Here is a 26,482-nt window from a genome sequence, read left to right on the forward strand (position 1 = left end):
GATTGACCACTCGTTCGGCGCTTTCAAGGTGGTCCTTGCCACCCTGACGGCGATCCTAGGAGGCCAACCTTTCGCCAGGCTTTCAGTCTGAAAGAAAGTGGAAGGACTTCCGCAGAGAGGGGCGCCCGCCGTTAAACTCGGGCCAGAACAACAAGGTTGTGGAGTACTGCGCGATGCGAATCCTGCTGGTCGAAGACCACCTGCCCCTGGCCGAGAGCGTGGCCCAGGCCCTGCGCGGCAGCGGCCTGACCGTGGACGTGCTGCACGACGGGGTGGCCGCCGCGCACGCCCTGGTCTGCGAGGAATACTCCCTGGCCATCCTCGATGTCGGCCTGCCGCGACTGGACGGCTTCGAGGTGCTGGCGCGCCTGCGCGGCAGCGGCAAGACCCTGCCGGTGCTGATGCTGACCGCGCGGGGCGAGGTCAAGGACCGGGTCCACGGCCTCAACCTGGGCGCCGACGACTACCTGGCCAAGCCCTTCGAACTGGCGGAGCTGGAGGCGCGGGTCAAGGCGCTGCTGCGCCGTAGCGTGCTCGGTGGCGAACAGCAGCAACACTGCGGCGAACTGGTCTACGACCTCGGCACCCGGCGCTTCACCCTGCGCGACCAGCCGCTGGCGCTGACCTCCCGCGAACAGGGCGTGCTGGAGGCGCTGATCGCCAGGCCCGGGCGGGTGATGAGCAAGGAGCAACTGGCCGACCAGATATTCGGCCTGGACGAGGAGGCCAGCCCCGACGCCATCGAGATCTACATCCACCGCGTGCGCAAGAAGCTGGAAGGCAGCGGCGTGCGCATCGTCACCTTCCGTGGCCTGGGCTACCTGCTGGAGGCGGTCGATGGCTGATCGCGGCAGCCTGCGCGGGCGCCTGCTGAGGCGCCTGTCGCTGCTGCTGGCGGTGATCCTGGCAATCAGCAGCCTGAGCGCCTACTGGAGCGCCCGGCACGCCGCCGACACCGCCTACGACCGCACCCTGCTGGCCTCGGCGCGGGCCGTGGGCGCCGGCCTGTACAGCGCCGACGGCCAGCTCCGCGCCAACGTGCCCTACGTGGCCTTGGACACCTTCGCCTACGACATCGCCGGGCGCATCTACTACCAAGTGCTGGGCATGAATGGCGAGCTGGTGTCCGGCTACGAGAACCTGCCGCCGCCGCCGCCGAACACCCCGCGCACCGACAACTACCCGGCCCTGGCGCGCTTCTACGATGGCGTCTACCGCGATCAGGGGGTGCGCGTGGTGAGCCTGTTGCAGCCGGTCAGCGAACCGGGGCTGAGCGGCATGGCGGAAATCCGCGTGGCCGAGACCCAGGGCGCCCGCGAGCGCATGGCCCGCGCCTTGCTGGTGGGGACCCTGTGGCGGATAGGGTTGCTGGCCTTCACCGCGCTGGCCCTGGTCTGGCTGGCGGTGAGCGTCGCGTTGCGGCCGCTGGAGCAGTTGCGCCGGTCGCTGGCCGAGCGCGCCAGCGATGACCTGCGTCCGTTGCCCGACAGCGACCTGCCCCGCGAACTGCAACCGCTGGTGGGCACCCTCAACCATTTCACCGAGCGCCTGCGCCAGCAGTTCGAGCGCCAGGCGCAGTTCATCGCCGATGCCTCCCATGAGCTGCGCACGCCGCTGGCGGCCCTCAAGGCGCGTATCGAACTGGGCCTGCGCGAGACCCAGCCCAACCTGTGGCACAGCACCCTGGAAAAGGCGGCGCGCAGTGCCGAGCAACTGACCCACCTGGCCAACCAGTTGCTTTCGCTGGCGCGTATCGAGCGGGGCGCACGGGCCGTCGCCGAAGGTGGCGCGGAGCGGGTGGACCTGACCCAACTGGCCCGCGAGCTGGGGATGGTCCTGGCGCCGCTGGCCCATGAGCGCGGTATCGCCCTGGCGCTGGAAGCGGCGCCGTCGGTGTTCGTCCGGGGCGAACCGACCCTGCTCAACGAGCTGATCTACAACCTGGTGGACAACGCCCTCTCCCATACGCCCCGGGGCGGCAACGTGACGCTGCGGGTCCAGGCGCCGGCCGTGCTGGAGGTGGAGGACGACGGACCGGGCATTCCGCCGGAAGAGCGCGACAAGGTGTTCGAGCGCTTCTACCGGCGCGACCAGCAGCGCGGCGGGGCAGGGCTGGGGCTGGCCATCGTCGGCGAAATCTGTAGTGCCCACCGCGCGGAGATCGACCTGCTCGACGGCCGCGACGGCGGCCTGCGGGTGCGGGTGAGCTTTCCAGCGTCGGTCTAGGGCGCCAGGGTCACCGCCTGCTCGGCCTCGCGCAGGTACTGGGCGACCTTGCCGCTCTCCTGCAACTGCCGCAATCCCTGGTTGAAACGCTCCATCAGCTCGGCGTTGCCGGCGACCTGGCGGGACAGCAGCAGGTGCAGGCTGTCGCTGCGCAGTGGCTTGGGATGGAAGCTGAGCCTGGCCCGGTCGGCGGCGCTGAAGTGCTCGTGCAACATGGCGTAGGCGACCACCTTGTCGAGCGGGAGGGCGTCGAGTCGTCCGGCCAGCAACTGGCGCAGGCCGAGTTCGTCGCTGGTCTGGCGGCGCACCTGCAGGCGGCCCTCGGCCTCGGCGGCCTGGAAGGCTTCGCCGTAGTCATAGCCGGTGGTCGCGCCCAGGCGCAGGCTGGCGAGATCGTCGATCTCCTGCCAGTCGACCGGCCGGTCCTTGCGGTAGAACAGCAGGTAGTGGCTGTCGATCACCGGGTCGCTGATGAAGAACTGTTCCTCTCGCTCCGGGCTGCGCAGCCACACGGCGCTGCCAGCCAGCTCGCCGCGTTGCGCCAGGTGCAGCGCACGGGCCCAGGGGTAGAACTTCCAGTTCACGTCGATGCCTTCCAGGGCGAAGGCTTCGCTGATGATCCGCGACGCCACGCCCTGGTGCGGCAGGTGCTCGCCGAGATAGGGCGGCCAGTTGCCGTTGGACAACTGCACCTCATCGGCCAGGGCCAGGCTGCCACCGAGCAAGCTGAGAACGAGGATGAGCGAACGCATGCGATTTGCCCCCTGAGCCGACGGGGTCAGTCTAGAAGCAAATTGTGTAGTGGCAAAGTGCCTTGTTCTATTGAAGCATGCTCATGGCCGCTTCCATGGCGGCCGACAGGTCTTCGTCGGCGTGCATGTCCAGGTTCGGATCGAGGCCGAGCTTGGCGAATGCCGGTACCAGGTTCCAGTCCAGTTGGGTGTAGGGGTGCTCGCTGCCCAGGTAGCTCTGCAGGGTGGCGACCTGGACGATGTCGACGTAGTCGACCTTGGCCGAGTCGCGCTGGAAGTCCAGGTGCAGGCTGGGCACCAGGGTGATCTGCTCGGGGAAGTCCCAGGCGCGGAGGATCTTGTCGCCGATGATCGGGTGGATCTGCTCGATCACGTGGTTGAGGCTGATCGAGTCGGAAAGCAGGGCGTTGTTGTCCTCGGCGTAGGTGAGGATCGGCAGCACGCCGATCTGGTGGACCAGGCCGGCGAGGGTCGCCTGGTCGGGCATCAGGCGCGTGTAGCTCTTGCACAGCACGTGGCAGATGCCGGCGATTTCCGTGCTCTTGTTCCAGACTTCGCGCATCTTGCGGTCGACCACGTCGGAGGTGGCCTGGAACATCTGCTCCATCGCCAGGCCGGTGGCGAGGTTGCAGGTGTAGTTGATGCCCAGCCGGCCGATGGCCATCTGCAGGTCGGTGATCTCGCGACTGGTGCGCAGCAGCGGGCTGTTCACCACCTTGATGATCCGCGCGGTCAATGCCGCGTCGTTGCCGATCACCTTGCTCAGCGCCGGGATGCCGATGTCCGGGTCCTCTGCCGCCTCGCGCACCCGCAGGGCGACCTCGGGCAGGGTGGGGAGCACCAGTTCGTCGTTCTCGATGGCCTGGATCAGTTCCGCTTGGACTTTCTCGGCAAGTTTGCTCATGAAGGATCTCTATCGGGGAAAGGGGTCAGCGCTGGATCTCGCGATCGCGGTCGAGGGTGTAGGGCAGGTCGAGTGTGGCCAGCGGAGCGCCGTCGACGCTGCCGAGATGGATGCGGCCATCGGCGACGGCGTCTTCCTGCAGCACCGCGAGCAGTTCGCAGCCGTGTTCGGCGCGGGCGGCCAGCACCACTTCGCCGACGCTGCTGCCGTGCACCGGCGAGAACAGCTCGGTGGCTGGCGCCGGAACCGTGTCGGCATCCAGGCTCAGGCGATACAGGCGGCGCTTCAGGCGGCCGAGGTACTGCATGCGGGCGACGATTTCCTGGCCGGTGTAGCAGCCTTTCTTGAAGCTGACGCCGCCGACGGCCTGCAGGTTGAGCATCTGCGGGATGAACAGGTCGCGGGTGACGCCGAGCACCTGGCCGATGCCGGCGCGGATCTGCGCCAGTTGCCAGTCGTTCAGCGTGGCTTCGCGCAATTGCGTGGCCAGGCGGCCCTGGAGGGTTTCGGCGTTGCCCGCCGGTACCCAGAGCTCGACGCGCCCGTCGTTCAGGCGGATGGCGACCAGGTCGTTGCCGCGGGCGACCGCATCGGCCTCCCGGGGCAGTTGCAGGCCCAGGGCGACCAGCGCGCCGTCGCCATCGGAGAGGCCGAAGCGCGCCCAGTCGCGGCTTTCGTCACCGAGGCTGCATTTGGAGAACGCGGCGTATTTCTTCAGGTCGGCGAGTTGGGGCCCGACCAGCTCGGCGGCCATCGCCAGCAGGTAGCCGTCACCCTCGGAGAGGATGCGGAAGCTCGACAGCATGCGCCCCTTGGGGGTACAGCGCGCACCCAGGCTGCTGTGGCTGTCGTTCAGGTAGGCGATGTTGCAGGTGAGCTGGCCCTGCAGGAATTTCCCGGCCTCGGGACCGCGAACGGCGAGGACGCCCTCATGGGACAGAGGGCAGAAGAATGCGGAATTGACCATGAGCAATCGCTGGAAGAAAGTTAGGGGCCCATCATAAAAGCAGCGGTGAGCTTCAAGCTACAAGCTTCAAGAAAAAGCGGGGGGCGATAAAGGCCGGTAAAGCCGACAAGAGCGCTGGAGGCTGGAAGGCTGGACGAAATGGCGGTTCGGGGTTGGTGGTGGTCTTGCAGGAGCGAGGGGGACGCCTGGTTCTCTGCTCGCGAAGCTTTTTGCGTTGCCGGTGATCGCGCGCATGGCGCGCTCCTACAGGTCAGCATTGATGTTGACCTGTAGGAGCGGTCCATGGCCGCGAAAAAGGGGTTGACGCAGAAGGTGCATGGCCAGAGCCTTGTCCAGCCTCCAGCCTCCAGCCTCCAGCCTCCAGCCTCCAGCCTCCAGCCTCCAGCCTCCAGCCTCCAGCCTCCAACTGGCTGTTATACTGCGCGCCTGTTTAAAGGAGCGCCCGATGGCCGACGATATCGAACTCAACCGACTCTTCTGGCACAGCCGCCGCGGCATGCTCGAGCTGGACGTATTGCTGGTGCCCTTCGTCAAGGAGGTCTACCCCAGCCTGGATGCCGAGGATCAGGAGCGTTACCGCAAGCTGCTGGCCTGCGAGGATCAGGATCTGTTCGGCTGGTTCATGCAGCGTGGGGAGCCGGAAGATCCCGATCTGCTGCGCATGGTTCGCATGATCCTGGACCGTGTCCAACCCAAGTAAGGTCTTCGAATGCCGCTGGCGGGCCTCACGGTTGTTGCTGGTGGCCTATCTGGCGGTCCTGCTGTTGACCGTTCCGGCTTTGCTGATGGCGCGCATCCCGCCCTGGGTTGCGGGCCTGGGTATGGTCGTGTGCTTGGCGCATGCCGCCTGGGTGCTGCCGCGCCAGGTTCTCCTGCGGCATGCCGGGGCGTTCCGTGGCTTGCGTCACGACGAGGCGGGCTGGCAGTTGTGGAGTCCGCGCGATGGATGGCTGCCCGTGCAGTTGCGGCCGGACAGCCTGGCATTGCCGCTGGCGGTGGTGCTGCGTTTCCGGCTGCGGGGCGAGCGGCGGGTGCGTTCGCTGTGCATTCCGCGCGACGCCCTGGATGCGCAGACACACCGGCGCCTGCGCGTGCGCCTCAAGTTCAGTCGGCGGCGCTGGGCTGCTCCGTGGTGACCGGCGTCGATCCGCGCGGGTCGAGGATCGTATCGTGTGCCTCGGGAAGCTGCTCCGGATAATCCAGGCTGTAATGCAGGCCCCGTGACTCCTGGCGCCTCTGCGCACAGCGAATCATCAGGTAGGCAACCTGCGCGAGGTTCCTCAGCTCGATCAGGTCGCGGCTGACCTTGTAGTTGCTGTAGAACTCGTCGATCTCGTGGAGCAGCAGCCGCGCCCGGTGGCGGGCGCGCAGCAGGCGCTTGTTGGTGCGCACGATGCCCACGTAGTCCCACATGAAGCGCCGCAACTCGTCCCAGTTGTGGGCGATGATCACGTCCTCGTCGGAATCGGTCACCTGGCTGGCGTCCCAGCTCGGCAGCGGGCCGGGCAGTGTCACCGTCGGCAGTTGCTCGATGATGTCGGCAGCCGCCGAGCGGCCGTAGACGAAGCACTCCAGCAGCGAGTTGCTGGCCATCCGGTTGGCACCATGCAGGCCGGTGAAGCTGGTTTCGCCGATGGCGTACAGGCCTGGCACGTCGGTGCGGCCATGCTGGTCGACCACCACGCCGCCGCAGGTGTAGTGGGCCGCCGGAACCACCGGGATCGGTTCGCGGGTGATATCGATGCCGAAGCTCAGGCAGCGCTCGTAGACGGTAGGGAAGTGCGCCTTCACGAACTCCGCCGGCTTGTGGCTGATGTCCAGGTAGACGCAGTCGACCCCCAGGCGCTTCATCTCGTGGTCGATGGCGCGGGCGACGATGTCGCGCGGCGCCAGTTCGGCGCGTGGGTCGAAGCGTGGCATGAAGCGCTCGCCGTTGGGCAGCTTGAGCAGCGCGCCTTCGCCGCGCAGCGCTTCGGTGATCAGGAAACTCTTGGCCTGCGGGTGGTACAGGCAGGTCGGGTGGAACTGGTTGAATTCCAGGTTGCCGACCCGGCAGCCGGCGCGCCAGGCCATGGCGATGCCGTCGCCACAGGCGCCGTCCGGGTTGCTGGTATAGAGGTAGACCTTGGCTGCGCCGCCGCAGGCCAGCACGGTGAAGCGCGCGCTGAAGGTGTCCACTTCGTCGGTGGCGCGGTTCAGCACATAGGCGCCCAGGCAGCGTTGGCCCGGCAGCCCCAGCTTGGGCTCGGTGATCAGGTCGACGGCGACGCGCTGCTCCAGCAGTTCGATGTTCGGGCGCTGTTTCGCCTGTTCCAGCAGGGTGTTGAAGATCGCCGCGCCGGTGGCGTCGGCGGCATGGATGATGCGCCGGTGACTGTGGCCGCCCTCGCGGGTCAGGTGGTATTCGAAGCCGCCGTCTTCGGGCGAGGTCTTTTCCTCGCGGGTGAAGGGCACGCCCTGGTCGATCAGCCACTGGATCGCCTCGCGGCTGTGCTCGACGGTGAAGCGCACGGCGTCCTCGCGGCACAGGCCGGCGCCGGCGTCGAGGGTATCGGCGACGTGTGATTCGACGGTGTCGGTGTCGTCCAGCACGGCGGCGACGCCGCCTTGCGCCCAGTAGGTCGAGCCGTTGGCCAGGTCGCCCTTGCTGAGCACCGCGATACGCAGGTGCGTCGGCAGGGTGAGGGCGAGGGTCAAGCCGGCAGCTCCGCTGCCGATGACCAGGACATCGTGTTGGTAGTGTTGATTCATGCCGGAGCCCCGCGAAAAAGCGGTCCCTAGTATATAGAGGGGGGCGACGGCACAATAGCGTCGCTTGTGGTGGCCTCGCTCTGGAACTTTCCCTCGCAAGGATGTTCTATACCGGGCACGCCACGATGAAGCGTGGTGTCTGCTTGTCGATATAGGTCCTGGAGGCTCGCTCGGAGTCTTCGTTGGCCAACCATGTCGAGCGAGAAGATTTATTCGCGCAGCATTGCCGTGGGGCGGTGTTGCGCTGTTTCGTGCGGTACGGAAAGTACTCTGCAGGAAGCTTGCTTGGGGGGAGAACTTTTGCGCGGGACTCGAGTCTATCTTGGCAAGACGATCGACTTGCTGGCGCAGCAGCCCTCCGAGCCCATTGAGGAGAGTTCATGCTAACCCAGGAAGATGATCAGCAGCTGGTCGAGCGTGTGCAGCGTGGCGATAAGCGAGCTTTCGATCTGCTGGTGTTGAAGTACCAGCACAAGATTCTCGGGTTGATAGTGCGGTTCGTGCACGACGCCCATGAGGCTCAGGATGTCGCTCAGGAAGCCTTCATCAAGGCTTACCGCGCGCTGGCGAACTTTCGCGGCGACAGCGCGTTTTATACGTGGCTTTACCGTATTGCCATCAATACGGCGAAGAATCATCTGGTGTCGCGTGGCCGTCGTCCGCCAGATACCGATGTGAGTGCGGAGGATGCCGAGTTCTACGAGGGGGATCATTCCCTGAAGGACATCGAGTCTCCCGAGCGGCTGGTGCTTCGCGATGAGATCGAGAACGCGGTCCATCGCACCATCCAGCAGTTGCCCGAGGATTTGCGCACGGCGTTGACCCTGCGTGAGTTCGAGGGGCTGAGTTACGAGGATATTGCGAGTGTCATGCAATGTCCGGTAGGAACGGTGCGTTCGCGCATCTTCCGGGCTCGCGAAGCCATTGATAAAACCCTGCAGCCCTTGCTGCAGGACGCCTGAGACAGCGGCGAAAGCCAAGAGAGGAAACGCCATGAGTCGTGAAGCCCTGCATGAATCGCTGTCCGCGGTCATGGATAACGAAGCGGACGAGTTGGAGCTGCGTCGGGTGCTGAACGCCGTCGATGATGCTGAAACGCGTGACAAATGGACGCGTTATCAGATCGCCCGCGCGGTGATGCACAAGGAGCTGCTGGAACCGCGCCTCGACATCGCATCGGCAGTGTCCGCGGCGCTGGCCAGCGAGCCGGCCCATCACGTGCGCTCTCCTCGGTCGGTAACGAAGCGCTGGCGGCTGCTGGGTCGCGTAGCGGTCGCCGCGTCGGTGACCCTGGCGGTGCTGGCCGGTGTGCGCTTCTACAATCAGGATGGGATCGACGGCGGAGCGCAACAGTTGGCCCAGCAGGCCCCGCAACAACCGTCGGTGACCGTTCCGTCCGTGCAGGGCGCGGCGGTGCTGGCCGGCTACAACAGTGAAGGTACCGAGCCGGCTCCTTCCATCACCGCTCCGTTGCAGAGCGGGCCGAGCTGGCAGGAACAGCGTCTGCCGTCCTACCTGCGCCAGCATGCCCAGCAAGCCGCGATGAATGCCGGCGCTGAGAGTGCGCTGCCCTATGCCCGTGCCGCAAGCCTGGAAGGTCGCTAAGGAACAACATGCGAGCCATCTCCTTATTTCTGTTGTTGGGAAGTTGGCTGGCCACGCCAGTCCATGCCACAGAGGCTCGGGACTGGCTGCTTCGCATGGTCGAGGCGGAGCGCACGCAGAGCTTTCAGGGTTCGTTCATCTACCAGCGCAGCGGTAGTTTCTCCACCCACCGTATCTGGCACGGCGTCGATGCCGAGGGTCAGGTGCGCGAGCGCCTGCTGCAACTCGACGGACCGGTGCAGGAGGTCCTGCGCGTCAATGGCCGGGCCCAGTGCGTCAAGGGGGCGCTGGCGGACCAGGTGGCGGCCGACCAGTCCTGGCCTGCCCGGGAGTTCAACCCCGAACAACTGAAGGACTGGTACGAATTGCGCGTGGCGGGCGAGTCGCGGGTTGCCGGACGCCCCGCCGTGGTGTTGACCGTGACGCCGCGCGACCAGCATCGCTACGGTTTCGAGCTGCACCTGGATCGCGAGACCGGATTGCTGCTCAAGTCCCTGTTGCTCAACGAGAAGGGGCAGTTGCTCGAACGCTTCCAGTTTTCCACCTTCGATCCCGGCCAGCCGGACGAGGGCGACTTGCGGGCCGGAGCGGACTGCAAGCCGCTGCAGGCCGTCGAAGTCGCCAAGGGCAAGCCGGACAACTGGCGCTCGGAATGGCTGCCACCGGGTTTCAATCTCAGCAATGTGCTGGAGCGCAAGAGCCCCATTTCCAAGGAATTGGTCGCCTGCCTGGTGTACGGCGATGGCCTGGCGCGTTTCTCGGTATTCCTCGAACCCTTGCGCGGCGCGGCGGTCGAGGATGCTCGCAGCCAGCTCGGCCCGACCGTGGCCGTTTCCAAGCGCATGTCGACCGAGGATGGTGACGTGATGGTCACCGTGGTCGGCGAAATTCCCCTGGGGACCGCCGAAAGGGTGGCCCTGTCGATGCGTTCCGGGCCCGCCCAGAACACGCCATGATCGAAGAGACCGGGCGGGTGGTCGCGGTGGAATCCGGCGCTGTCTGGGTCGAAACCTTGCGCAAGACTACCTGCTCGAGCTGTGCCGCCAATGCCGGCTGTGGCCAGGGACTGATGGACAAGCTCGGCATCGGCGCCCGGCGAGGGCATGTGCGGGCCCTGTGCGACCTCAACCTGGCGGTCGGCGATCCGGTGGTGATCGGCGTGCGCGAGGATTTGCTGGTGCGCGCCTCGCTACTGGTTTATCTATGGCCTTTGCTGGCCTTCTTCGCCTTTGCCGTGCTGGCAGATTGCTTGGCCCTGGCCGAACCACTGATTATCCTTTCCGGCCTGGGCGGGTTCGCCCTGGCCGGATTTGCCGTGCGCCGGCACAGCCGACGGATGGCGAACGACCCTGCGTCGCAGCCCGTGGTGTTGCGCGCGATGCTCACCGGACCAGCCGGCCCGTAGTGGGTTTTTTTCGCTAGAAATGACGGGGAGTGGTATGTCGATCCTGAGATTGAAATCCTGTTTGTCTGTAGTGGCCGGGCTGGTACTGCTCGGTCAGGCCCTGGCTGCCAACGCTCAATTGCCGGACTTCACCCCCCTGGTCGAGCAAGCAGCGCCGGCGGTGGTCAACATCAGCACCCGCCAGAAGGTGCCCGATCGCCTGGCCGGGGCGCAGATGCCCGACCTGCAAGGGCTGCCGCCGATCTTCCGCGAGTTCTTCGAGCGCAGCATCCCGCCGGGCTCGCGTGGCCCCGGTGGCGGGCGCCAGCGCGAAGCCCAGTCGCTGGGCTCGGGGTTCATCATTTCCCCGGACGGTTATGTGCTGACCAACAACCACGTGGTCGCGGACGCCGACGAGATCATCGTGCGCCTGTCCGACCGCAGCGAGCTGCAGGCCAAGCTGGTGGGCGCCGATCCGCGCAGCGACGTGGCCCTGCTCAAGGTCGACGGCAAGAACCTGCCGACCGTCAAGCTGGGCAAGTCGAACGACCTCAAGGTCGGTGAGTGGGTGCTGGCGATCGGTTCGCCGTTCGGCTTCGACCACTCGGTGACCGCCGGTATCGTCAGCGCCAAGGGTCGCAGCCTGCCGAACGAGAGCTATGTACCGTTCATCCAGACCGACGTGGCGATCAACCCGGGCAACTCCGGTGGTCCGCTGTTCAACCTGAATGGCGAAGTGGTCGGCATCAACTCGCAGATATTCACCCGCTCGGGCGGCTTCATGGGGCTGTCCTTCGCCATCCCGATCGACGTGGCGCTGGACGTTTCCAACCAGTTGAAGTCCGAGGGCAAGGTCAGCCGCGGCTGGCTGGGCGTGGTGATCCAGGAAGTGAACAAGGATCTCGCCGAGTCCTTCGGCCTGGACAAGCCGGCCGGTGCGCTGGTGGCGCAGATCATGGAAGACGGTCCGGCGGCCAAGAGTGGCCTGCAGGTCGGCGACGTGATCCTCAGCATGAATGGCCGTCCGATCATCATGTCTGCCGACCTGCCGCACCTGGTGGGTGGGCTGAAGCCGGGCAGCAAGGCGACCATGGAAGTCGTCCGCGAAGGTTCGCGCAAGTCCCTGACCGTGACCGTGGGGGCCCTGCCTTCCGAGGGCGAGGAGGGGCTGGCCAGTGGTGTGCCGGGGGCCGAGCGTAGCAGCAACCGCCTCGGGGTGACCGTGGCCGAGCTGAGCGACGAGCAGAAGAAGGTCCTGGACATCAAGGGCGGCGTGGTGATCAAGGAAGTGCTCGACGGCCCGGCGGCGCTGATCGGCCTGCGCCCGGGCGATGTCATCACCCACCTGAATAACCAGGCCATCGAGTCGACCGCGGTGTTCGCCAAGGTCGCCCAGTCGCTGCCGAAGAACCGTTCGGTGTCGATGCGGGTGCTGCGCGAAGGGCGCGCCAGCTTCATCACCTTCAAGCTGGCCGAATGACGACGAGGTGGTAAGTGGTGGATGAAAGGGCGGCTTGACCGCCCTTTCTTATGCCCGCCGTCCAGCTCCCGGACGTGACGGGGCGGCAGCCCTTCAGGTAGAATCCCCCGCTATTTTTCGGTGGGCAACCTGCTCCCTGGCCTTTTGAGTGTTGATCCGTGAGTGACCTGAGTCATATCCGCAATTTCTCCATCATCGCCCACATCGACCACGGCAAGTCGACCCTGGCGGACCGCTTCATCCAGCTCTGCGGCGGCCTTTCCGATCGCGAGATGGAGGCCCAGGTGCTGGACTCCATGGATCTCGAGCGTGAGCGCGGGATCACCATCAAGGCCCACAGCGTGACCCTGCACTACAAGGCGCAGGACGGCAAAACCTACCAGTTGAACTTCATCGACACCCCCGGCCACGTGGACTTCACCTACGAGGTGAGCCGTTCCCTGGCCGCCTGCGAAGGCGCTCTGCTGGTGGTGGACGCCGGCCAGGGCGTGGAAGCGCAGTCGGTGGCCAACTGCTACACCGCCATCGAGCAGGGCCTCGAGGTCATGCCGGTGCTGAACAAGATGGACCTGCCCCAGGCCGAGCCGGAGCGGGTCAAGGACGAGATCGAGCACATCATCGGCATCGACGCCACCGACGCCGTGCCTTGCAGCGCGAAGAGCGGCATGGGCGTGATCGACGTGCTGGAGCAACTGGTCAAGGTCATCCCACCGCCGGAGGGCGAGATCGACGCGCCGTTGCAGGCGCTGATCATCGACTCCTGGTTCGACAACTACCTGGGCGTGGTCTCGCTGGTGCGGGTCAAGAACGGCCGGGTGAAGAAGGGCGACAAGATCCTGGTGAAGTCGACCGGCAAGGTCCACCAGGTCGACAGCGTTGGCGTGTTCACGCCCAAGCACACCTCCACCGAAGACCTCAAGGCCGGTGAAGTGGGCTTCATCATCGCTGGCATCAAGGACATCCACGGCGCGCCGGTGGGCGATACCCTGACCCTGTCGAGCACGCCGGATGTCGACGTGCTGCCGGGCTTCCAGCGGATCAAGCCGCAGGTCTATGCCGGCCTGTTCCCGGTCAGTTCCGACGATTTCGAGGATTTCCGCGAGGCGTTGCAGAAGCTGACCCTCAACGACGCCGCGCTGCAGTACGAGCCGGAAAGCTCCGAAGCCCTGGGTTTCGGCTTCCGCATCGGCTTCCTCGGCATGCTGCACATGGAGATCATCCAGGAGCGCCTGGAGCGCGAATACGACCTGGACCTGATCACCACCGCGCCCACCGTGGTGTTCGAGGTCGTGCTCAAGAACGGCGAGACCATCTACGTCGATAACCCGTCGAAATTGCCGGATCTGTCGTCGATCGACGAGATGCGTGAACCGATCGTGCGCGCCAATATCCTCGTTCCCCAGGAGCACCTGGGCAACGTCATCACCCTGTGCATCGAGAAACGCGGCGTGCAGCGTGATATGCAGTTCCTCAGCAGCCAGGTTCAGGTGAGCTACGATCTGCCGATGAACGAGGTGGTGCTGGACTTCTTCGACCGCCTCAAGTCGGTGAGCCGTGGCTACGCCTCGCTGGACTACAGTTTCGACCGCTTCCAGGCCGCCAACCTGGTCAAGCTCGACGTTCTGATCAATGGCGAGAAGGTCGATGCCCTGGCGCTCATCGTTCACCGCGACCAGGCCCACCACAAGGGCCGCGCGCTGACCGAGAAGATGAAGGAACTGATCCCGCGGCAGATGTTCGACGTGGCGATCCAGGCGGCGATCGGCGGGCAGATCGTGGCTCGCACGACCGTCAAGGCGCTCAGGAAGAACGTGCTGGCCAAGTGTTATGGTGGCGACGTGTCGCGTAAGCGCAAGTTGCTCGAAAAGCAGAAGGCCGGTAAGAAAAGGATGAAGCAGGTCGGCAGCGTGGAGATCCCACAGGAAGCCTTCCTCGCCGTGCTCAAGGTGGATAGCTAGGTTCTATGTCGATCAATTTCCCGCTGTTGCTGGTGCTCGCCGTGGCTGTCTGCGGCGTGCTCGCCCTCATCGATCTGCTGCTGCTGGCTCCGCGCCGGCGCTCCGCCATCGCTGCCTACCAGGGGCAGGTCGGCGAGCCCGACCAGGCGGTGATCGACCGTCTCAACAAGGAACCCGTGCTGGTCGAGTACGGCAAGTCGTTCTTCCCGGTGCTGGCCATCGTGCTGGTGCTGCGCTCGTTCCTGGTCGAGCCCTTCCAGATCCCGTCCGGCTCGATGAAGCCGACCCTGGAAGTGGGCGATTTCATCCTGGTCAACAAGTTCGCCTACGGCATCCGCCTGCCGGTGCTGGACACCAAGGTGATCGAGGTCGGCGATCCACAGCGCGGCGACGTCATGGTGTTCCGCTATCCGAGCGACCCGAACATCAACTACATCAAGCGGGTGATCGGCCTGCCGGGCGACGTGGTCCGCTACAGCAGCGACAAGCGCCTGTTCGTCAACGGCCAGCCGGTCGCCGAGACCCTGCTCGGCGAGGAGCCGGGCAGCCTGGGCACTTCCGCGTTGTACAAGGAAAAGCTGGGCGCGGCCGAGCACCTGATCCGCAAGGAGATGGGCCGCTACCGCATCGAGCCGGGTCGCGAGTGGACGGTGCCGGAAGGGCACTACTTCATGATGGGCGACAACCGCGACAACTCCAACGACAGCCGCTACTGGAACGATCCGGGGATTCCCAAGGAACTGCTCGGCATGGTTCCGGACCAGAACATCGTCGGCAAGGCGTTCGCGGTCTGGCTGAGCTGGCCCGATCCCAAGCTGCGCAACCTGCCCAACTTCTCTCGGGTCGGCGTGATTCACTGATTTGCCGGCACCAGTGAAAAAATGCGGCGCTGTTCACCACGGCGTCGCACGCCATATATAGTCTTGATATTCCAATAACGCAGACATTGAGGTCGATCATGGCATTTGCTCGTTCGCAGCGGGGGTTGTCGGTTCTGGGCTGGTTGATGGCGCTGGCCGTGGTGGCGTTCTTCGCCAGCGCGGTGTTCAAGATGCTGCCGCATTACCTCGATTTCATGGCGATGGAGAAAGCCATTACCTCGGTGGAGTCCGACAAGGCCGCGGACATCCGCAGCGTGCCCGACTTCTACAGCCATGTCGGCAAGGCCATGCAGATCAACGGGATTCGTGACCTGGATCTGGAAAAGGCCCTGGCGGTGAAGCTCGAGAACAACGAGTTCCGGGCTCACCTGAAATATGAAAAGCGCGAGTCGCTGATCCAGAATCTCGATCTGGTGGCGCGGTTCGACAAAGAATTCCGTGTGCGTATGCCGTGAGCCAATCCCCGTCTCTCAATCGTCTCGAGCGTCAGCTCGGTCATAACTTCAGCAACCAGGACCTGATGGTCCTGGCCCTGACCCACCGCAGTTTCGCCGGGCGCAACAACGAGCGCCTGGAATTCCTCGGCGATGCCATCCTTAACTTCGTGGCCGGAGAAGCGTTGTTCGCACGCTTCCCGCAGGCCCGCGAAGGCCAGTTGTCGCGGCTGCGTTCGCGGCTGGTCAAGGGCGAGACCCTGGCCCGCATGGCGCGCGGCTTCGAATTGGGCGAATACTTGCGCCTGGGCTCCGGGGAACTGAAAAGTGGCGGTTTTCGCCGCGAATCGATCCTCGCCGACGCGCTCGAGGCGCTGATCGGCGCCATCTACCTCGATGCCGGCATGGACGTCGCCCGCGAGCGCGTGCTGGCCTGGTTGAGCAGCGAGCTGGACGGGCTGACCCTGGTGGATACCAACAAGGACCCGAAGACCCGTTTGCAGGAATTCCTCCAGTCGCGCGGCTGCGAACTGCCGCGCTACAGCGTGCTGGACATCCAGGGCGAACCGCATTGCCGGACCTTCGTGGTCGAGTGCGAGGTCGTCCTGCTCAACGACAAGACCCTCGGGCAGGGCGGCAGCCGGCGCATCGCCGAGCAGGTCGCCGCCACCGCAGCCCTGATCGCCCTCGGCGTGGAGAATGGCAATGACTGATTCATCCGTGTCGCGCTGCGGCTATGTGGCCATCGTCGGCCGGCCCAATGTCGGCAAGTCGACGCTGCTCAACCACATCCTCGGCCAGAAGCTGGCGATTACCTCGCGCAAGCCGCAGACTACCCGCCACAACATGCTGGGCATCAAGACCGAGGACAACGTCCAGGCGATCTACGTCGACACTCCCGGCCTGCACAAGCACGACGACAAGGCGCTCAACCGCTACATGAACCGCAGCGCCTCGTCGGCCCTCAAGGACGTCGACGTGGTGGTGTTCGTGGTCGACCGCATGCGCTGGACCGAGGAGGACCAGATGGTCCTCGACCGCGTGCTGCACGTGCGCTGCCCGGTGCTGCTGGCGGTCAACAAGACCGACCGCCTGGACGACAAGGGCGAGCTGATCCCGCACCTGGCCTGGCTCCAGGAGCAATTGCCGAACGCCGAGATCGTGCCGATCTCCGCCCTGCAGCAGCACAATCTCGACACCCTCGAGCAACTGGTCAACGAGCGCCTGCCGGAAGGCGAGCACATGTTCCCGGAAGACCAGATCACCGACCGCTCCAGCCGCTTCCTGGCCGCCGAGCTGGTGCGCGAGAAGGTCATGCGCCAGCTCGGCGCCGAGTTGCCCTACCAGGTCACCGTGGAGATCGAGGAGTTCAAGCAGGAGGGCCGCCTGCTGCACATCCACGCGCTGATCCTGGTGGAACGCGAAGGGCAGAAGAAGATCATCATCGGCGACAAGGGCGAGCGCATCAAAAGCATCGGCACCGCCGCGCGCAAGGACATGGAGGCGCTGTTCGACTCCAAGGTCATGCTCAACCTGTGGGTGAAGGTGAAGGGCGGCTGGTCCGACGATGAGCGCGCCCTGCGCTCGCTGGGCTACACCGACATCTGAGCCATGCAGGCCAGCCCCTCGTCGGCGTTCGTCCTGCACAGCCGGCCCTACAAGGAAACCAGCGCGCTGGTCGATCTGTTCACGCCGCAGGGGCGGCTGCGCGCCGTGCTGCGCAACGCGCGCGGCAAGTCCGGCAGTCTGGCGCGTCCGTTCCTGCCGCTGGAGATCGAGCTGCGCGGGCGCAGCGAGCTGAAGACCGTCGCCCGCCTGGAAAGCGCCGGGATTCCCAACCTGCTCGCCGGCGAACCGCTGTTCAGCGGCCTCTACCTGAATGAGTTGCTGATCCGCCTGCTGCCGGCGGAAGATCCCCATCCGCACCTGTTCGACCACTATGCCGCGACGCTCCAGGCGCTGGCCGCCGGACGTCCGCTGGAGCCGCTGCTGCGCGCTTTCGAATGGCGCCTGCTGGACGAGCTGGGCTATGGTTTCGCCCTGGATACCGACCTGCACGGCACGCCGGTGGCGGCCGACGGTCTCTACCGGTTGCTGCCGGATTCCGGCCTGGAGCGGGTCGAACTGCTGCAGCCGGGGCTGTTCCACGGCAGCGAGCTGCTGGCCCTGGCCGAGGCGGACTGGTCCGCGACCGGTGCCCTGGCGGCGGCCAAGCGCCTGATGCGCCAGGCCCTCGCTCCGCATCTCGGCGGTCGGCCGCTGGTCAGCCGCGAACTTTTCATGACCTTCAAGGAGTCACCCCGTGACTGATGCCAATCGAATCCTCCTCGGCGTGAACATCGACCACGTCGCCACCCTGCGCCAGGCCCGCGGCACCCGCTATCCCGACCCGCTGAAGGCGGCCCTGGACGCGGAGGAGGCCGGCGCCGATGGCATCACCCTGCACCTGCGCGAGGATCGCCGGCACATCCAGGACCACGACGTGCGCCGCTTCAAGGACGCCTTGCAGACGCGGATGAATTTCGAGATGGGCGTCACCGAGGAAATGCTCGCCTTCGCCGAGAGCATCCGCCCCGAACACGTCTGCCTGGTGCCGGAAAACCGCGCCGAGCTGACCACCGAGGGCGGCCTCGACGTGCTTGGCCAGGAAGCGCGCATCCGTGCGGCGGTGGAGCGCCTGGCCCGGGTCGGTTGCGAGGTGTCGCTGTTCATCGACGCCGACGAGCAGCAGATCGAGGCGGCCAAGCGGGTTGGCGCGCCGGCCATCGAACTGCACACCGGCCGCTACGCCGAGGCCCACGACAAGGCCGAGACGGCGCGAGAGCTGGCGCGTATCCGCGACGGCGTGGTTTGCGGGCTGGCCCACGGGCTGATCGTCAACGCCGGCCATGGCCTGCATTACCACAACACCGAGCCGGTGGCGGCGATCGCCGGGATCAACGAGCTGAACATCGGCCATGCCATCGTCGCCCACGCACTGTTCGTCGGCTTCAAGTCAGCGGTGGCGGAGATGAAGGCGCTGATCGTCGCGGCTGCCGCGCGCGGTTGATCCAGATGGGGCGATGGGTTGTCACCCATCCTACGTTCAGCGGCGGAACAGGTTGACCAGCAGGGTCAGCAGCAGGCTGAGGACCAGCATCGAGGTGAACGGGATGAGTACCCGGCTGCGTCCCGACTCGATGCGGACGTCGCCCGGCAGCTTGCCGAACCAGTTGAGCAGCCAGGGGGCGTAGTGCAGGGCGACGCCGAGCAGGAGCAGAGCCGCGCCGATGATCATCAGCCAGCGGGCCATGGGGTTTCCTCTGAAGCGGTTCCTGCTTCCGACTATAGGGCGTGCTTTGGGCACGATAAAAGCGCTGGAGGCTGGAAGGCTGGACGAAACGGCGGTTCGGCTTTTGTAGGGTGTGCTGTGCGCACCGCTTTACCCTGGCGCGAGCAGGGCGGTTCGCCGGAAACGTAGGTGTTGGCCCCGGATCGGTGCGCACGGCGCACCCTACGTAAAGCCTCGTTCTCCAGCGTCATCCCCGCGCACGCGGGGATCCAATGAACAGCCACGTAGCCCGGATGCAATCCGGGAGGGCTTCCCCGGATTTCATCCGGGCTACTCGTTCGCTGTTGTAGGAGCCAGCTTGCTGGCGATGCTTTGGCGTTGCCGGTGATCGCGCGCATGGCGCGCTCCTACAGGTCGGCATCGAGGCCGTGTTCGTAGGATCGGCGGGGACGCCTAGTTCCATGGCCGCGAAAAAGCTTGACGCAGAAGGTGCATGGCCGGAACGCTGTCCAGCCTCCAGCCTCCAGCCTCCAGCCTCCAGCCTCCAGCCGTCAGGGCTTGCGGGCTATCAGTACCGCCCGTGCCGGTGCCGGCAGACCCTCGATGGTGCGGCTGTGGTCGCTTGGGTCGAGGAAGTCGGGCAGCGACTGGAAGCGCATCCATTCGGTGCTGCGCTGTTCCTCGACGCTGGTGAAGCTGACGTCGACGCAGCGTACGTCGGCGAAGCCGGCGCGGCGCAGCCACAGTTCCAGCGCCGGCACCGAGGGCAGGAACCAGACGTTGCGCATCTGCGCGTAGCGGTCCTCGGGAACCAGCACCTGCTGGGCGTCGCCTTCCACCACCAGGGTTTCCAGCACCAGTTCGCCATCCTTGCGCAGGCAGTCCTTCAGGGCGAACAGATGATCGATGGGGGAGCGGCGATGGTAGAGCACGCCCATGGAGAACACCGTGTCGAAGCCCTCCAGGCGTTCCGGCAGCTCCTCCAGCGCGAGTGGCAGGTGCCAGGCCGGCAACTCCGGGAGGAAGCGCTTGAGGGCGAGGAACTGGCAGAGGAACAGCCAGTTGGGATCGACGCCGACCACGCTGTCGGCGCCGGCGCCGAGCATGCGCCACAGGTAGTAGCCGTTGCCGCAGCCGACGTCCAGCACGCGGCGGCCGGCGAGGTCCAGGTGCGGGGCGACCCGGGCCCATTTCCAGTCCGAGCGCCATTCGGTGTCGATATGCACGCCGAACAGCTCGAAGGGGCCCTTGCGCCAGGGGATCAACCCTTGCAGGGCGGTTTTCAGCGCGGCGCGGGTGGCATCGTCGCAGGGGCCGTCTAGGCTCAGGCCGTGGGCCAGTTCGATGCGTTCTGCACTCAGCGGCGGCAGGGCGTCCACCGCTGCGCCCCAGCGCGCCAGGTCGCCGTGTCCGGCGGCGAACTTGCGGTCGAGCTGGCCGGGCAGGTCGGCGGCCCAATCCTGCAACGGGGTGCCGGCCAGGCGCTCTTGCAGGCCATCCAGGTCGAGTTGGCGAATCATGGCAGGGCGATCAGCGAGACGAAGTTCAGGCACTGGAACCAGGGCACCACCTTGCGGAATCCGGCGGCGCGCAGGCGTTTGCCGTGCTGTTCGAGGCTGTCCGGCTTCATCACGTTCTCGATGGCGTTGCGTTTCTGGGCGATCTCCAGCTCGCTGTAGCCGTTGGCGCGCTTGAAGGCGATGTGCAGCTCGTTGAGCAGTTCCTGTTCCTCGTCGTCCTCGAAGCGCAGCTTTTCGGAGAGGATCAGCGCGCCGCCGGGCAGCAGGCTCTGGCGGATGCGGGTCAGCAGTTCCAGGCGACGTTCCGGCTGGATGAACTGCAGGGTGAAGTTCATCGCCACCAGCGAGGCCGGTTGCAGCTCCAGGCCCAGGATGTCGGCCTCGATCACTTCGGCCGGCAGCAATTCCTGGAACATCGAGTCCTGGGCGTGCAGGTATTCGCGGCAGCGGGCGACCATCGCCGCCGAGTTGTCCACGGCGAGCACCCGGCAGTCTTCGGCTTGCACGTGGCGGCGTAACGCCTGGGTGACCGCGCCGAGCGAGCAGCCGAGGTCGTAGAGCAGGCTGTGCGGCTGTGCGAAGCGGGCGGCGAGCACGCCGATGTTCTCGACGATGGTCGGGTAGCCGGGCACCGAGCGCTTGATCATGTCCGGGAATACGCGCACCACGTCCTCGTTGAACACGAAGTCGGGCACCTGGGCGAGGGGCTGGGCGAAGAGGCGGTCGGATTCCTGGCTCACGGCGTCTGGCAAGAAGGCTGGTGGAGAGGGCCGGCATTTTAAGCCACGGGCGGCAAGCTTCAAGCGACAAGTAAAAGCTTGGCAGGCCCGGCTTTTATTTCAGTTGATCGGAGAAGAATTCCCCGGCGCCCTGGATCGGTCCGAGCGGGTTTTTCTTCACCACCATGCGCCGCATGTTCGGCTCGCCGTTGCTGACCTTGTGCACCAGTACGTCGTCGACCAGCACGAACACGGTACGGAACGACCAGCCCTTGACCTCGCGGCGCTTGCTGAAGTTGAACAGGTCGGCCCAGAAGCTGCCGACCCGCTGGGTGTCGGTCTTGGAGAACTCGAAGGCGTAGCCGATGCAGCGGTCCTTGGCTTCCAGGCACTTGACCAGGCCGTCCGGCAGGTAGGCGATGGGGATGTTGGGCTGGACGAACATCAGGCGCACGTCGACGAACGACATCATCCGGCCGTTGCCCTGGGCCAGCGGGTCGAAGCCCAGGCCGAACAGTTCGGAGCGTGTGGTCTTGCCGGGGATGGCCTGGGAGTAGCGCATTTCGGTATCGAGGTAATCGCCGAAAGGCGACAGCACTTCGTCGTGCTCGCTGGGTAGCAGGCTACCGCAGGCGGTAAGGGAAAGAGAAAGTAAGGCCACCATGCCACGCCATGCACTGCTCATTGTGTTTTTCTCCGTGGGCTCCCCCTTTCCTATAGTCGATCGGACGGCGGTTTGCCGTCTCGATTGTGTGACAGCGCTCAGGTCTCCCGCTGTTGGAATGCCGAGGCGGCGATTCCCCATTGGCCGACCCAGTAGGTGAGGATGATGGCGTAGTGCGCGCCGATGAACGGCTCGACGAAGCGGTCGATGCCGATCAGGCTGTCGGAGAGCACGAACAGCGCCGCGCCGCCAGCCGCCAGCCATGCCGAACGTCGGCCGACGAGCGGGTTGCCGAGACGGGCAAGGGCGCGCCACAGCATGGCGCTGATGGTCAGCGCATAGAGCGCCACCGGCACCAGCAGCGGGCCGAGCCCACGGCTGGCGAGCAGGGCGAAGATGGCCGCGCCGCTGGCCGCCGCGAACGACAGGGCGAGCGGTGCCAGGCGGCGGGTATCGCCGAGATAGGCGGCCAGGTAGGCGAGGTGGGCGAGCAGGAAGGCGCCGAGGCCGAACACGAACAGGTCGGTTGGCCATGCCAGGAGGATATCGCCGAGCAGCGACAGCAGCAGGCCGATGACGATCCAGCGCCGGTAGGTGCCGGCCGGGGCGCCGCGTAGCCAGAGCAGCAGGGCGATCACCGGGATCGGTTTGCTCAGCAGGCAGAGCAGGGGAAGCTCCGCCGCCAATCCGTAAAGAAAGACACCGCCGCCCAGCAGGGCCAGGATCAACCAGGGCATTTCGTGCTCCGTCGCAGGGGAAGTGCCGGCACTATGCCCGGCGGAGCGACGCCCTGCCCAGGCGGCAGGTGACAGGGAAAGGCGCATTTCGCGCCGAGGCGCTATGCGTGAGGTGATCCGGGGCGCATGGCTATCCGGGTCATTTCACGCTGACCTGGCATTCCACGCGCTTGGCCGGCGCCACGTCGGTTTCCCAGGGGCGCAGGTAGACCAGCAGCAGCCGGCCCTCGCCAGGGGTGCGGGCCTGGAAGCGCCAGATCGACTCGCCAGCGCCACCGACCACGCCGGCATCTTCCGGAGTGCTGTAGACCTCGGGGCCGAGGCTGTGCAGCACGCTCGGCGCGGCGTCCTGCAACTGCCAGCGGAAACCGGTGGTGGGATTGCTCGGCAGGCTCAGGGTCAGTGTCTGGCCGACCTTGAGGGCGACGGGGGAACAGGGTTTCCGGTCGTCCGGCTCGAGGTTGACGTTGGTGGGGTGTTGCGCACAGGCGGTGAGCAGGGCGAGGCCAAAGGGCAGCAGCAGGCGGGCGGCGGTCACGGGCACAGGTCCTTATCCGGTTGGCGAATGGCGAGGATAGCCGGATTGGCGGGAGGATGTGCAGGCTTGCGACCAATCCTGGCGGACTTTGGCCGCGTGGATGCTCGCCGCGTGCTCGGGGACGACGTCATTCCGGCGCACGCGGGAATCCAATGAACATGGTGCGAAAGCTTCGTGAGCAGAGCTCATTCCATGTAGGAGCGAGCTCTGCTCGCGAAGGCTCAATCGAACAACACCTTCGCCACATCGGCGAAGCGCTTGGCGAAGTGCACGGTCAGGCCTTCCTTGAGGTAGTCCGGCAATTCCGCGAAGTCGCCACGGTTGGCTTCCGGCAGGATCAGCTCGAAGATCTTCTGCCGGCGCGCGGCGATCACCTTCTCGCGCACGCCGCCGATCGGCAGCACCAGGCCGGTGAGGGTCAGTTCGCCGGTCATCGCCACGCCTTTCTTCGGCACCTGGTTGCGGGCCAGGGAGAGCAGCGCGCTGGCCATGGTGATGCCGGCGCTGGGGCCGTCCTTGGGCGTGGCGCCTTCCGGCACGTGGAGGTGGACGAAGGCCTGGTCGAAGAACGCCGGGTCGCCCTTGAACTGCTTGAGGTGCGAGCTGACGTAGCTGTAGGCGATCTCCGCCGACTCCTTCATCACCTCGCCGAGCTGGCCGGTGAGCTTGAAGCCACGGTTCAGCGTGTGGATGCGCGTTGCCTCGATCGGCAGGGTGGCGCCGCCCATGCTGGTCCAGGCCAGGCCGGTGATCACCCCGACGCCGGAGAGCACCTGTTCGCTGCGGAACACCGGCATGCCCAGGTAGTTTTCCAGGTCCTTGGGCCCGATCTTCACCTTGGCCTCGGGATCTTCCAGCAACTGGATCACCGACTTGCGGATCAGCTTGCCGAGCTGCTTCTCCAACTGGCGCACGCCGGCCTCGCGGGCATAGCCTTCGATCACAGCCTTGAGCGCCGCGTCGCTGATCGACAGGCGGCTCTTCGGCACGCCGGCCTTGGCCAGTTGCTTGGGCCACAGGTGGCGCCTGGCGATGGCCAGCTTCTCCTCGGCGATGTAGCCGGACAGGCGGATCACCTCCATGCGGTCGAGCAGCGGGCCGGGGATCGAGTCCAGGGTGTTGGCGGTACACACGAACAGCACCTTGGAGAGGTCCAGGCGCAGGTCCAGGTAGTGGTCGAGGAATTCGACGTTCTGCTCCGGATCGAGGGTTTCCAGCAGCGCCGAGGCCGGGTCGCCCTGGTAGCTGGCGCCGAGCTTGTCGATCTCGTCGAGCATGATCACCGGGTTCATCACCTCGACTTCCTTCAGCGCCTGCACGAGTTTCCCCGGTAGCGCGCCGATATAGGTGCGCCGGTGGCCCTTGATTTCCGCCTCGTCGCGCATGCCGCCGACGCTGAAGCGATAGAACGGCCGGCCCAGGCTCTCGGCGATGGACTTGCCGATGCTGGTCTTGCCGACGCCGGGTGGGCCGACCAGCAGGACGATGGAGCCGGCGATCTCGCCCTTGAAGGCGCCGACGGCGAGGAATTCGAGGATGCGGTTCTTGATGTCGTCGAGGCCGGCGTGGTGCTCGTCGAGCACCTTGCGGGCGAAGCCGAGGTCGAGCTTGTCCTCGCCGTAGACGCCCCAGGGCACCGAGGTGGCCCAGTCCAGGTAGTTGCGGGTCACTGCGTATTCCGGCGAGCCGGTTTCGAGGATCGACAGCTTGTTGAGTTCCTCGTCGATGCGCTTCTGCGCCTGGGCGGGCAGGGTCTTGCCTTCCAGGCGGGAGCGGAACTCGTCGGCGTCGGCGCTCTTGTCGTCCTTGGTGATGCCCAGCTCGTGCTGGATGATCTTCAACTGCTCCTTGAGGAAGAACTGCCGCTGGTGCTCGCCGATCTTGCGATTGACCTCGGCGGACAGCTCGTTCTGCAGGCGCGCCACCTCCACTTCCTTGCGCAGCAGCGGCAGCACCTTCTCCATGCGCTTGAGCATCGGCACGGTGTCCAGCACTTCCTGCAGTTCGAGGCCCGGCGCGGTGGTCAGGGCGGCGGCGAAGTCGGTGAGCGGCGAGGGATCGTTGGGGCTGAAGCGGTTCAGGTAGTTCTTCAGTTCCTCGCTGTACAGCGGATTGAGCGGCAGCAATTCCTTGATGGCGTTGATCAGCGCCATGCCGTAGGCCTTCACTTCGTCGCCTGACTCGATGGTGGTGTGCGGATAGGCGACCTCCACCAGGTAGGGCGGCTTGCGGCTCAGCCAACCACGGATGCGCACCCGCGACAGGCCCTGGGCGACGAATTGCAGCTTGCCGCCTTCCTTCGAGGCATGGTGGACGCGCACCAGGGTGCCGTGCTCGGGCAGCGAGTCGGGATCGAAGCTGGCGGCGTCGGTGAACGGGTCGTCGACGTAGAACAGCGCCAGGCACTTGTGCTCGGTGTTGGCCACCCGCTCCAGGGTCTCGGCCCAGGGCTCCTCGTTGACGATCACCGGCAGCACCTGGGCCGGGAAGAACGGGCGATTGTGGATGGGGATGACGTACAGCCGCTCCGGCAGCGTCTGGGCATGCAGGGTCAGGCCCTTGGGATAGCGGGGCGCGTCTTCTTCGACGATTTCGGGGGAATTGTCCTGGTCGCTCATGCGGCACCTTGCTTTATGCGTTAAGGCATAGATGGGTCGACTGGCGGCGATTTCAATCCCACGCGAAAGATGTGAATGATTCGCGTTTTGTCGGGTGAACTGGGAAAGAGCAGGCGATTTAGGGTAAAGTGCGCAAAATTTGACCAGGCCCCGCCATGCTCAAAGCCCGTCTCATCCGCCTCGACGACCAGGCCCAGGAACATACCCACGGCCACCACCAGTTGGTGATGTCGCTGGCTGGGCGCGCCGAATTCGAGGTCAACGGTCGGGGCGGCGAGGTGTGCCGGATGCGCGCCTGCCTGGTGCCGGGCGACGCCGAGCACCAGTTCGCCGGCATGGGTGACAACCGCATGCTGATCCTCGACCTGGACGAGCGGGACACCTCCGCCGAGGACCTGGAACTGCTCGGCCGGTTGTTCGACAGTCCACGCTATCCGGCGCTCGACGCCGACTTCCAGCAACTGCTCGGCTATGCCGGCGGGGAACTGGCGCGCTACGGCAGCGATCCGCAACTGGCCCGGGCGCTTGGAGGGCTGCTGCTGCGCGCCCTGCACCTGCGTCTGTTCGGTGACAGCGCCCAGCGCGCGGCGACCACTCTGGATCTCGAACGGCTGGATGCCTACATCGTCGAGCACCTGGCGCGGCGGATCAGCGTGGCCGAATTGGCCGGCGTGGCCTGCCTCAGCCCCAGCCACTTCCATGCCCAGTTCAAGGACAGCGTCGGCCTCACCCCGCACCAGTACCTGCTGAAAACCCGTCTCGACCACGCTTCCCGCCTGTTGCGCGAGAGCCAGCTACCGCTGGTGCGCATCGCGGAGGAGTGCGGCTTCTCCAGCCAGAGCGCGCTGACCACCACCATGCGCCGCTACCTCGGCCTGACGCCCAAGCGCCTGCGCCAGGACGGCTGATCCTCCTCTGAACGACCGTTGAGAATCGCCGGAGCGATCCGGTGAGGCTTGAGCTGGTCGTTGTTTTGTTACAGTATAACGTTTAATTCTAATCGAGCTGGAAAGCTCGAGCCTGCCAACGCGCGCGTCTTCCGGCGCGCCACTTCATCTGTTTGTGAGGTTTCC

Annotated in this window: 28 protein-coding genes; 17 read left to right on the top strand and 11 right to left on the bottom strand. The window is 65.7% G+C overall.

The genetic code is table 11. The features are described from left to right. Positions 1-173 precede the first annotated feature (173 nt). Complete coding sequence (locus PSEWESI4_RS17070) at positions 174-845, top strand: response regulator (RefSeq protein ID WP_187672414.1); 672 nt, start codon at positions 174-176, stop codon at positions 843-845. Beyond that, the gene (locus PSEWESI4_RS17075; protein ID WP_187672415.1) at positions 838-2,226 is read left to right on the top strand and encodes a sensor histidine kinase; all 1,389 of its coding nucleotides are present in this window, start codon (positions 838-840) and stop codon (positions 2,224-2,226) included. The genes PSEWESI4_RS17070 and PSEWESI4_RS17075 overlap by 8 nt, the downstream gene beginning before the upstream one ends. Here the strand turns inward: PSEWESI4_RS17075 and PSEWESI4_RS17080 are convergent. From PSEWESI4_RS17080 to ygfZ, 3 genes are all read right to left on the bottom strand, one after another. Continuing rightward, on the bottom strand, positions 2,223-2,978 hold the full coding sequence (locus PSEWESI4_RS17080; RefSeq protein ID WP_187672416.1) for a substrate-binding periplasmic protein: 756 nt from the start codon (positions 2,976-2,978) through the stop codon (positions 2,223-2,225). The genes PSEWESI4_RS17075 and PSEWESI4_RS17080 overlap by 4 nt on opposite strands. 67 nt (positions 2,979-3,045) lie before the next feature. Then, complete coding sequence (locus PSEWESI4_RS17085) at positions 3,046-3,882, bottom strand: HDOD domain-containing protein (protein WP_187672417.1); 837 nt, start codon at positions 3,880-3,882, stop codon at positions 3,046-3,048. Positions 3,883-3,907: 25 nt separating this feature from the next. Next, a complete protein-coding gene (gene ygfZ / locus PSEWESI4_RS17090) occupies positions 3,908-4,849 on the bottom strand; it encodes a CAF17-like 4Fe-4S cluster assembly/insertion protein YgfZ (RefSeq protein ID WP_187672418.1) in 942 nt (313 codons plus the stop codon). A 445-nt stretch (positions 4,850-5,294) separates the two neighbouring features. Here ygfZ and PSEWESI4_RS17095 point away from each other — a divergent pair, with 445 nt between their 5' ends. Then, positions 5,295-5,549 carry an FAD assembly factor SdhE gene (locus PSEWESI4_RS17095; RefSeq protein ID WP_187672419.1) on the top strand — a complete coding sequence of 85 codons (255 nt, stop codon included), beginning with the start codon at positions 5,295-5,297 and terminating at the stop codon, positions 5,547-5,549. After that, the gene (locus PSEWESI4_RS17100) at positions 5,533-5,985 is read left to right on the top strand and encodes a protein YgfX (protein WP_187672420.1); all 453 of its coding nucleotides are present in this window, start codon (positions 5,533-5,535) and stop codon (positions 5,983-5,985) included. The genes PSEWESI4_RS17095 and PSEWESI4_RS17100 overlap by 17 nt, the downstream gene beginning before the upstream one ends. Here the strand turns inward: PSEWESI4_RS17100 and nadB are convergent. Continuing rightward, positions 5,954-7,600, bottom strand: a complete 1,647-nt coding sequence (gene nadB / locus PSEWESI4_RS17105; protein WP_187672421.1) for an L-aspartate oxidase — start codon at positions 7,598-7,600, stop codon at positions 5,954-5,956. The two genes, PSEWESI4_RS17100 and nadB, sit on opposite strands and share 32 nt — an antisense overlap. Before the next feature lie 380 nt (positions 7,601-7,980). On the opposite strand from nadB, the gene rpoE reads away from it, so the two are divergent. The 12 genes from rpoE to pdxJ all read left to right on the top strand — a co-directional run bounded on the left by rpoE (position 7,981) and on the right by pdxJ (position 18,391). Beyond that, positions 7,981-8,562 carry an RNA polymerase sigma factor RpoE gene (rpoE, locus tag PSEWESI4_RS17110; RefSeq protein WP_187672422.1) on the top strand — a complete coding sequence of 194 codons (582 nt, stop codon included), beginning with the start codon at positions 7,981-7,983 and terminating at the stop codon, positions 8,560-8,562. Positions 8,563-8,593: 31 nt separating this feature from the next. Further along, on the top strand, positions 8,594-9,205 hold the full coding sequence (locus tag PSEWESI4_RS17115; RefSeq protein ID WP_187672423.1) for a sigma-E factor negative regulatory protein: 612 nt from the start codon (positions 8,594-8,596) through the stop codon (positions 9,203-9,205). Positions 9,206-9,213: 8 nt separating this feature from the next. Then, positions 9,214-10,161, top strand: coding sequence for a MucB/RseB C-terminal domain-containing protein (locus PSEWESI4_RS17120; RefSeq protein WP_187672424.1), 948 nt, complete (start codon positions 9,214-9,216; stop codon positions 10,159-10,161). Then, positions 10,158-10,610, top strand: a complete 453-nt coding sequence (locus tag PSEWESI4_RS17125) for a SoxR reducing system RseC family protein (RefSeq protein ID WP_187672425.1) — start codon at positions 10,158-10,160, stop codon at positions 10,608-10,610. The genes PSEWESI4_RS17120 and PSEWESI4_RS17125 overlap by 4 nt, the downstream gene beginning before the upstream one ends. Before the next feature lie 34 nt (positions 10,611-10,644). Next, positions 10,645-12,069 (top strand): DegQ family serine endoprotease, encoded by a 1,425-nt coding sequence (locus PSEWESI4_RS17130; RefSeq protein ID WP_456243221.1) that lies wholly within the window; start codon positions 10,645-10,647, stop codon positions 12,067-12,069. Between the two features lie 158 nt (positions 12,070-12,227). After that, positions 12,228-14,027 (top strand): translation elongation factor 4, encoded by a 1,800-nt coding sequence (lepA, locus tag PSEWESI4_RS17135; RefSeq protein ID WP_187672426.1) that lies wholly within the window; start codon positions 12,228-12,230, stop codon positions 14,025-14,027. Between the two features lie 5 nt (positions 14,028-14,032). After that, on the top strand, positions 14,033-14,887 hold the full coding sequence (lepB, locus tag PSEWESI4_RS17140) for a signal peptidase I (RefSeq protein ID WP_187672427.1): 855 nt from the start codon (positions 14,033-14,035) through the stop codon (positions 14,885-14,887). 98 nt (positions 14,888-14,985) lie between these two features. Then, positions 14,986-15,363, top strand: coding sequence for a DUF4845 domain-containing protein (locus PSEWESI4_RS17145; protein ID WP_187672428.1), 378 nt, complete (start codon positions 14,986-14,988; stop codon positions 15,361-15,363). After that, positions 15,360-16,055, top strand: coding sequence for a ribonuclease III (gene rnc / locus PSEWESI4_RS17150; RefSeq protein WP_187672429.1), 696 nt, complete (start codon positions 15,360-15,362; stop codon positions 16,053-16,055). Before PSEWESI4_RS17145 ends, rnc begins: the two co-directional genes overlap by 4 nt. Further along, entirely contained in the window at positions 16,042-16,950 is a 909-nt protein-coding gene (era, locus tag PSEWESI4_RS17155) for a GTPase Era (RefSeq protein ID WP_187672430.1), read from the top strand. Before rnc ends, era begins: the two co-directional genes overlap by 14 nt. 3 nt (positions 16,951-16,953) lie before the next feature. Then, entirely contained in the window at positions 16,954-17,652 is a 699-nt protein-coding gene (gene recO, locus PSEWESI4_RS17160; protein WP_187672431.1) for a DNA repair protein RecO, read from the top strand. Beyond that, on the top strand, positions 17,645-18,391 hold the full coding sequence (gene pdxJ, locus PSEWESI4_RS17165) for a pyridoxine 5'-phosphate synthase (protein WP_187672432.1): 747 nt from the start codon (positions 17,645-17,647) through the stop codon (positions 18,389-18,391). Before recO ends, pdxJ begins: the two co-directional genes overlap by 8 nt. A gap of 36 nt (positions 18,392-18,427) precedes the next feature. On the opposite strand, the gene PSEWESI4_RS17170 is transcribed toward pdxJ, so the two are convergent. From PSEWESI4_RS17170 to lon, 7 genes are all read right to left on the bottom strand, one after another. Further along, positions 18,428-18,634 carry a DUF2905 family protein gene (locus PSEWESI4_RS17170; RefSeq protein ID WP_187672433.1) on the bottom strand — a complete coding sequence of 69 codons (207 nt, stop codon included), beginning with the start codon at positions 18,632-18,634 and terminating at the stop codon, positions 18,428-18,430. A gap of 530 nt (positions 18,635-19,164) precedes the next feature. Continuing rightward, entirely contained in the window at positions 19,165-20,133 is a 969-nt protein-coding gene (gene cmoB, locus PSEWESI4_RS17175) for a tRNA 5-methoxyuridine(34)/uridine 5-oxyacetic acid(34) synthase CmoB (protein WP_187672434.1), read from the bottom strand. Next, complete coding sequence (gene cmoA, locus PSEWESI4_RS17180; protein WP_187672435.1) at positions 20,130-20,873, bottom strand: carboxy-S-adenosyl-L-methionine synthase CmoA; 744 nt, start codon at positions 20,871-20,873, stop codon at positions 20,130-20,132. The genes cmoB and cmoA overlap by 4 nt, the downstream gene beginning before the upstream one ends. Before the next feature lie 94 nt (positions 20,874-20,967). Further along, entirely contained in the window at positions 20,968-21,537 is a 570-nt protein-coding gene (locus tag PSEWESI4_RS17185) for a hypothetical protein (protein WP_187672436.1), read from the bottom strand. 77 nt (positions 21,538-21,614) lie between these two features. Beyond that, positions 21,615-22,253, bottom strand: a complete 639-nt coding sequence (locus tag PSEWESI4_RS17190) for a lysoplasmalogenase (protein WP_187672437.1) — start codon at positions 22,251-22,253, stop codon at positions 21,615-21,617. Positions 22,254-22,392: 139 nt separating this feature from the next. After that, the gene (locus PSEWESI4_RS17195; RefSeq protein ID WP_187672438.1) at positions 22,393-22,791 is read right to left on the bottom strand and encodes a protease inhibitor I42 family protein; all 399 of its coding nucleotides are present in this window, start codon (positions 22,789-22,791) and stop codon (positions 22,393-22,395) included. 221 nt (positions 22,792-23,012) lie between these two features. Then, entirely contained in the window at positions 23,013-25,409 is a 2,397-nt protein-coding gene (lon, locus tag PSEWESI4_RS17200) for an endopeptidase La (RefSeq protein WP_187672439.1), read from the bottom strand. Between the two features lie 155 nt (positions 25,410-25,564). Between lon and PSEWESI4_RS17205 the strand changes: the two genes are divergently transcribed. Continuing rightward, positions 25,565-26,317: a helix-turn-helix transcriptional regulator gene (locus tag PSEWESI4_RS17205; RefSeq protein WP_187672440.1), complete on the top strand. Its 753-nt coding sequence runs from the start codon at positions 25,565-25,567 to the stop codon at positions 26,315-26,317. Positions 26,318-26,482: the final 165 nt, after the last annotated feature.

Origin of the sequence: Zestomonas carbonaria, from assembly GCF_904061905.1 — a bacterium.
GTDB classification, from domain to species: Bacteria; Pseudomonadota; Gammaproteobacteria; order Pseudomonadales; family Pseudomonadaceae; genus Aquipseudomonas; species Aquipseudomonas carbonaria.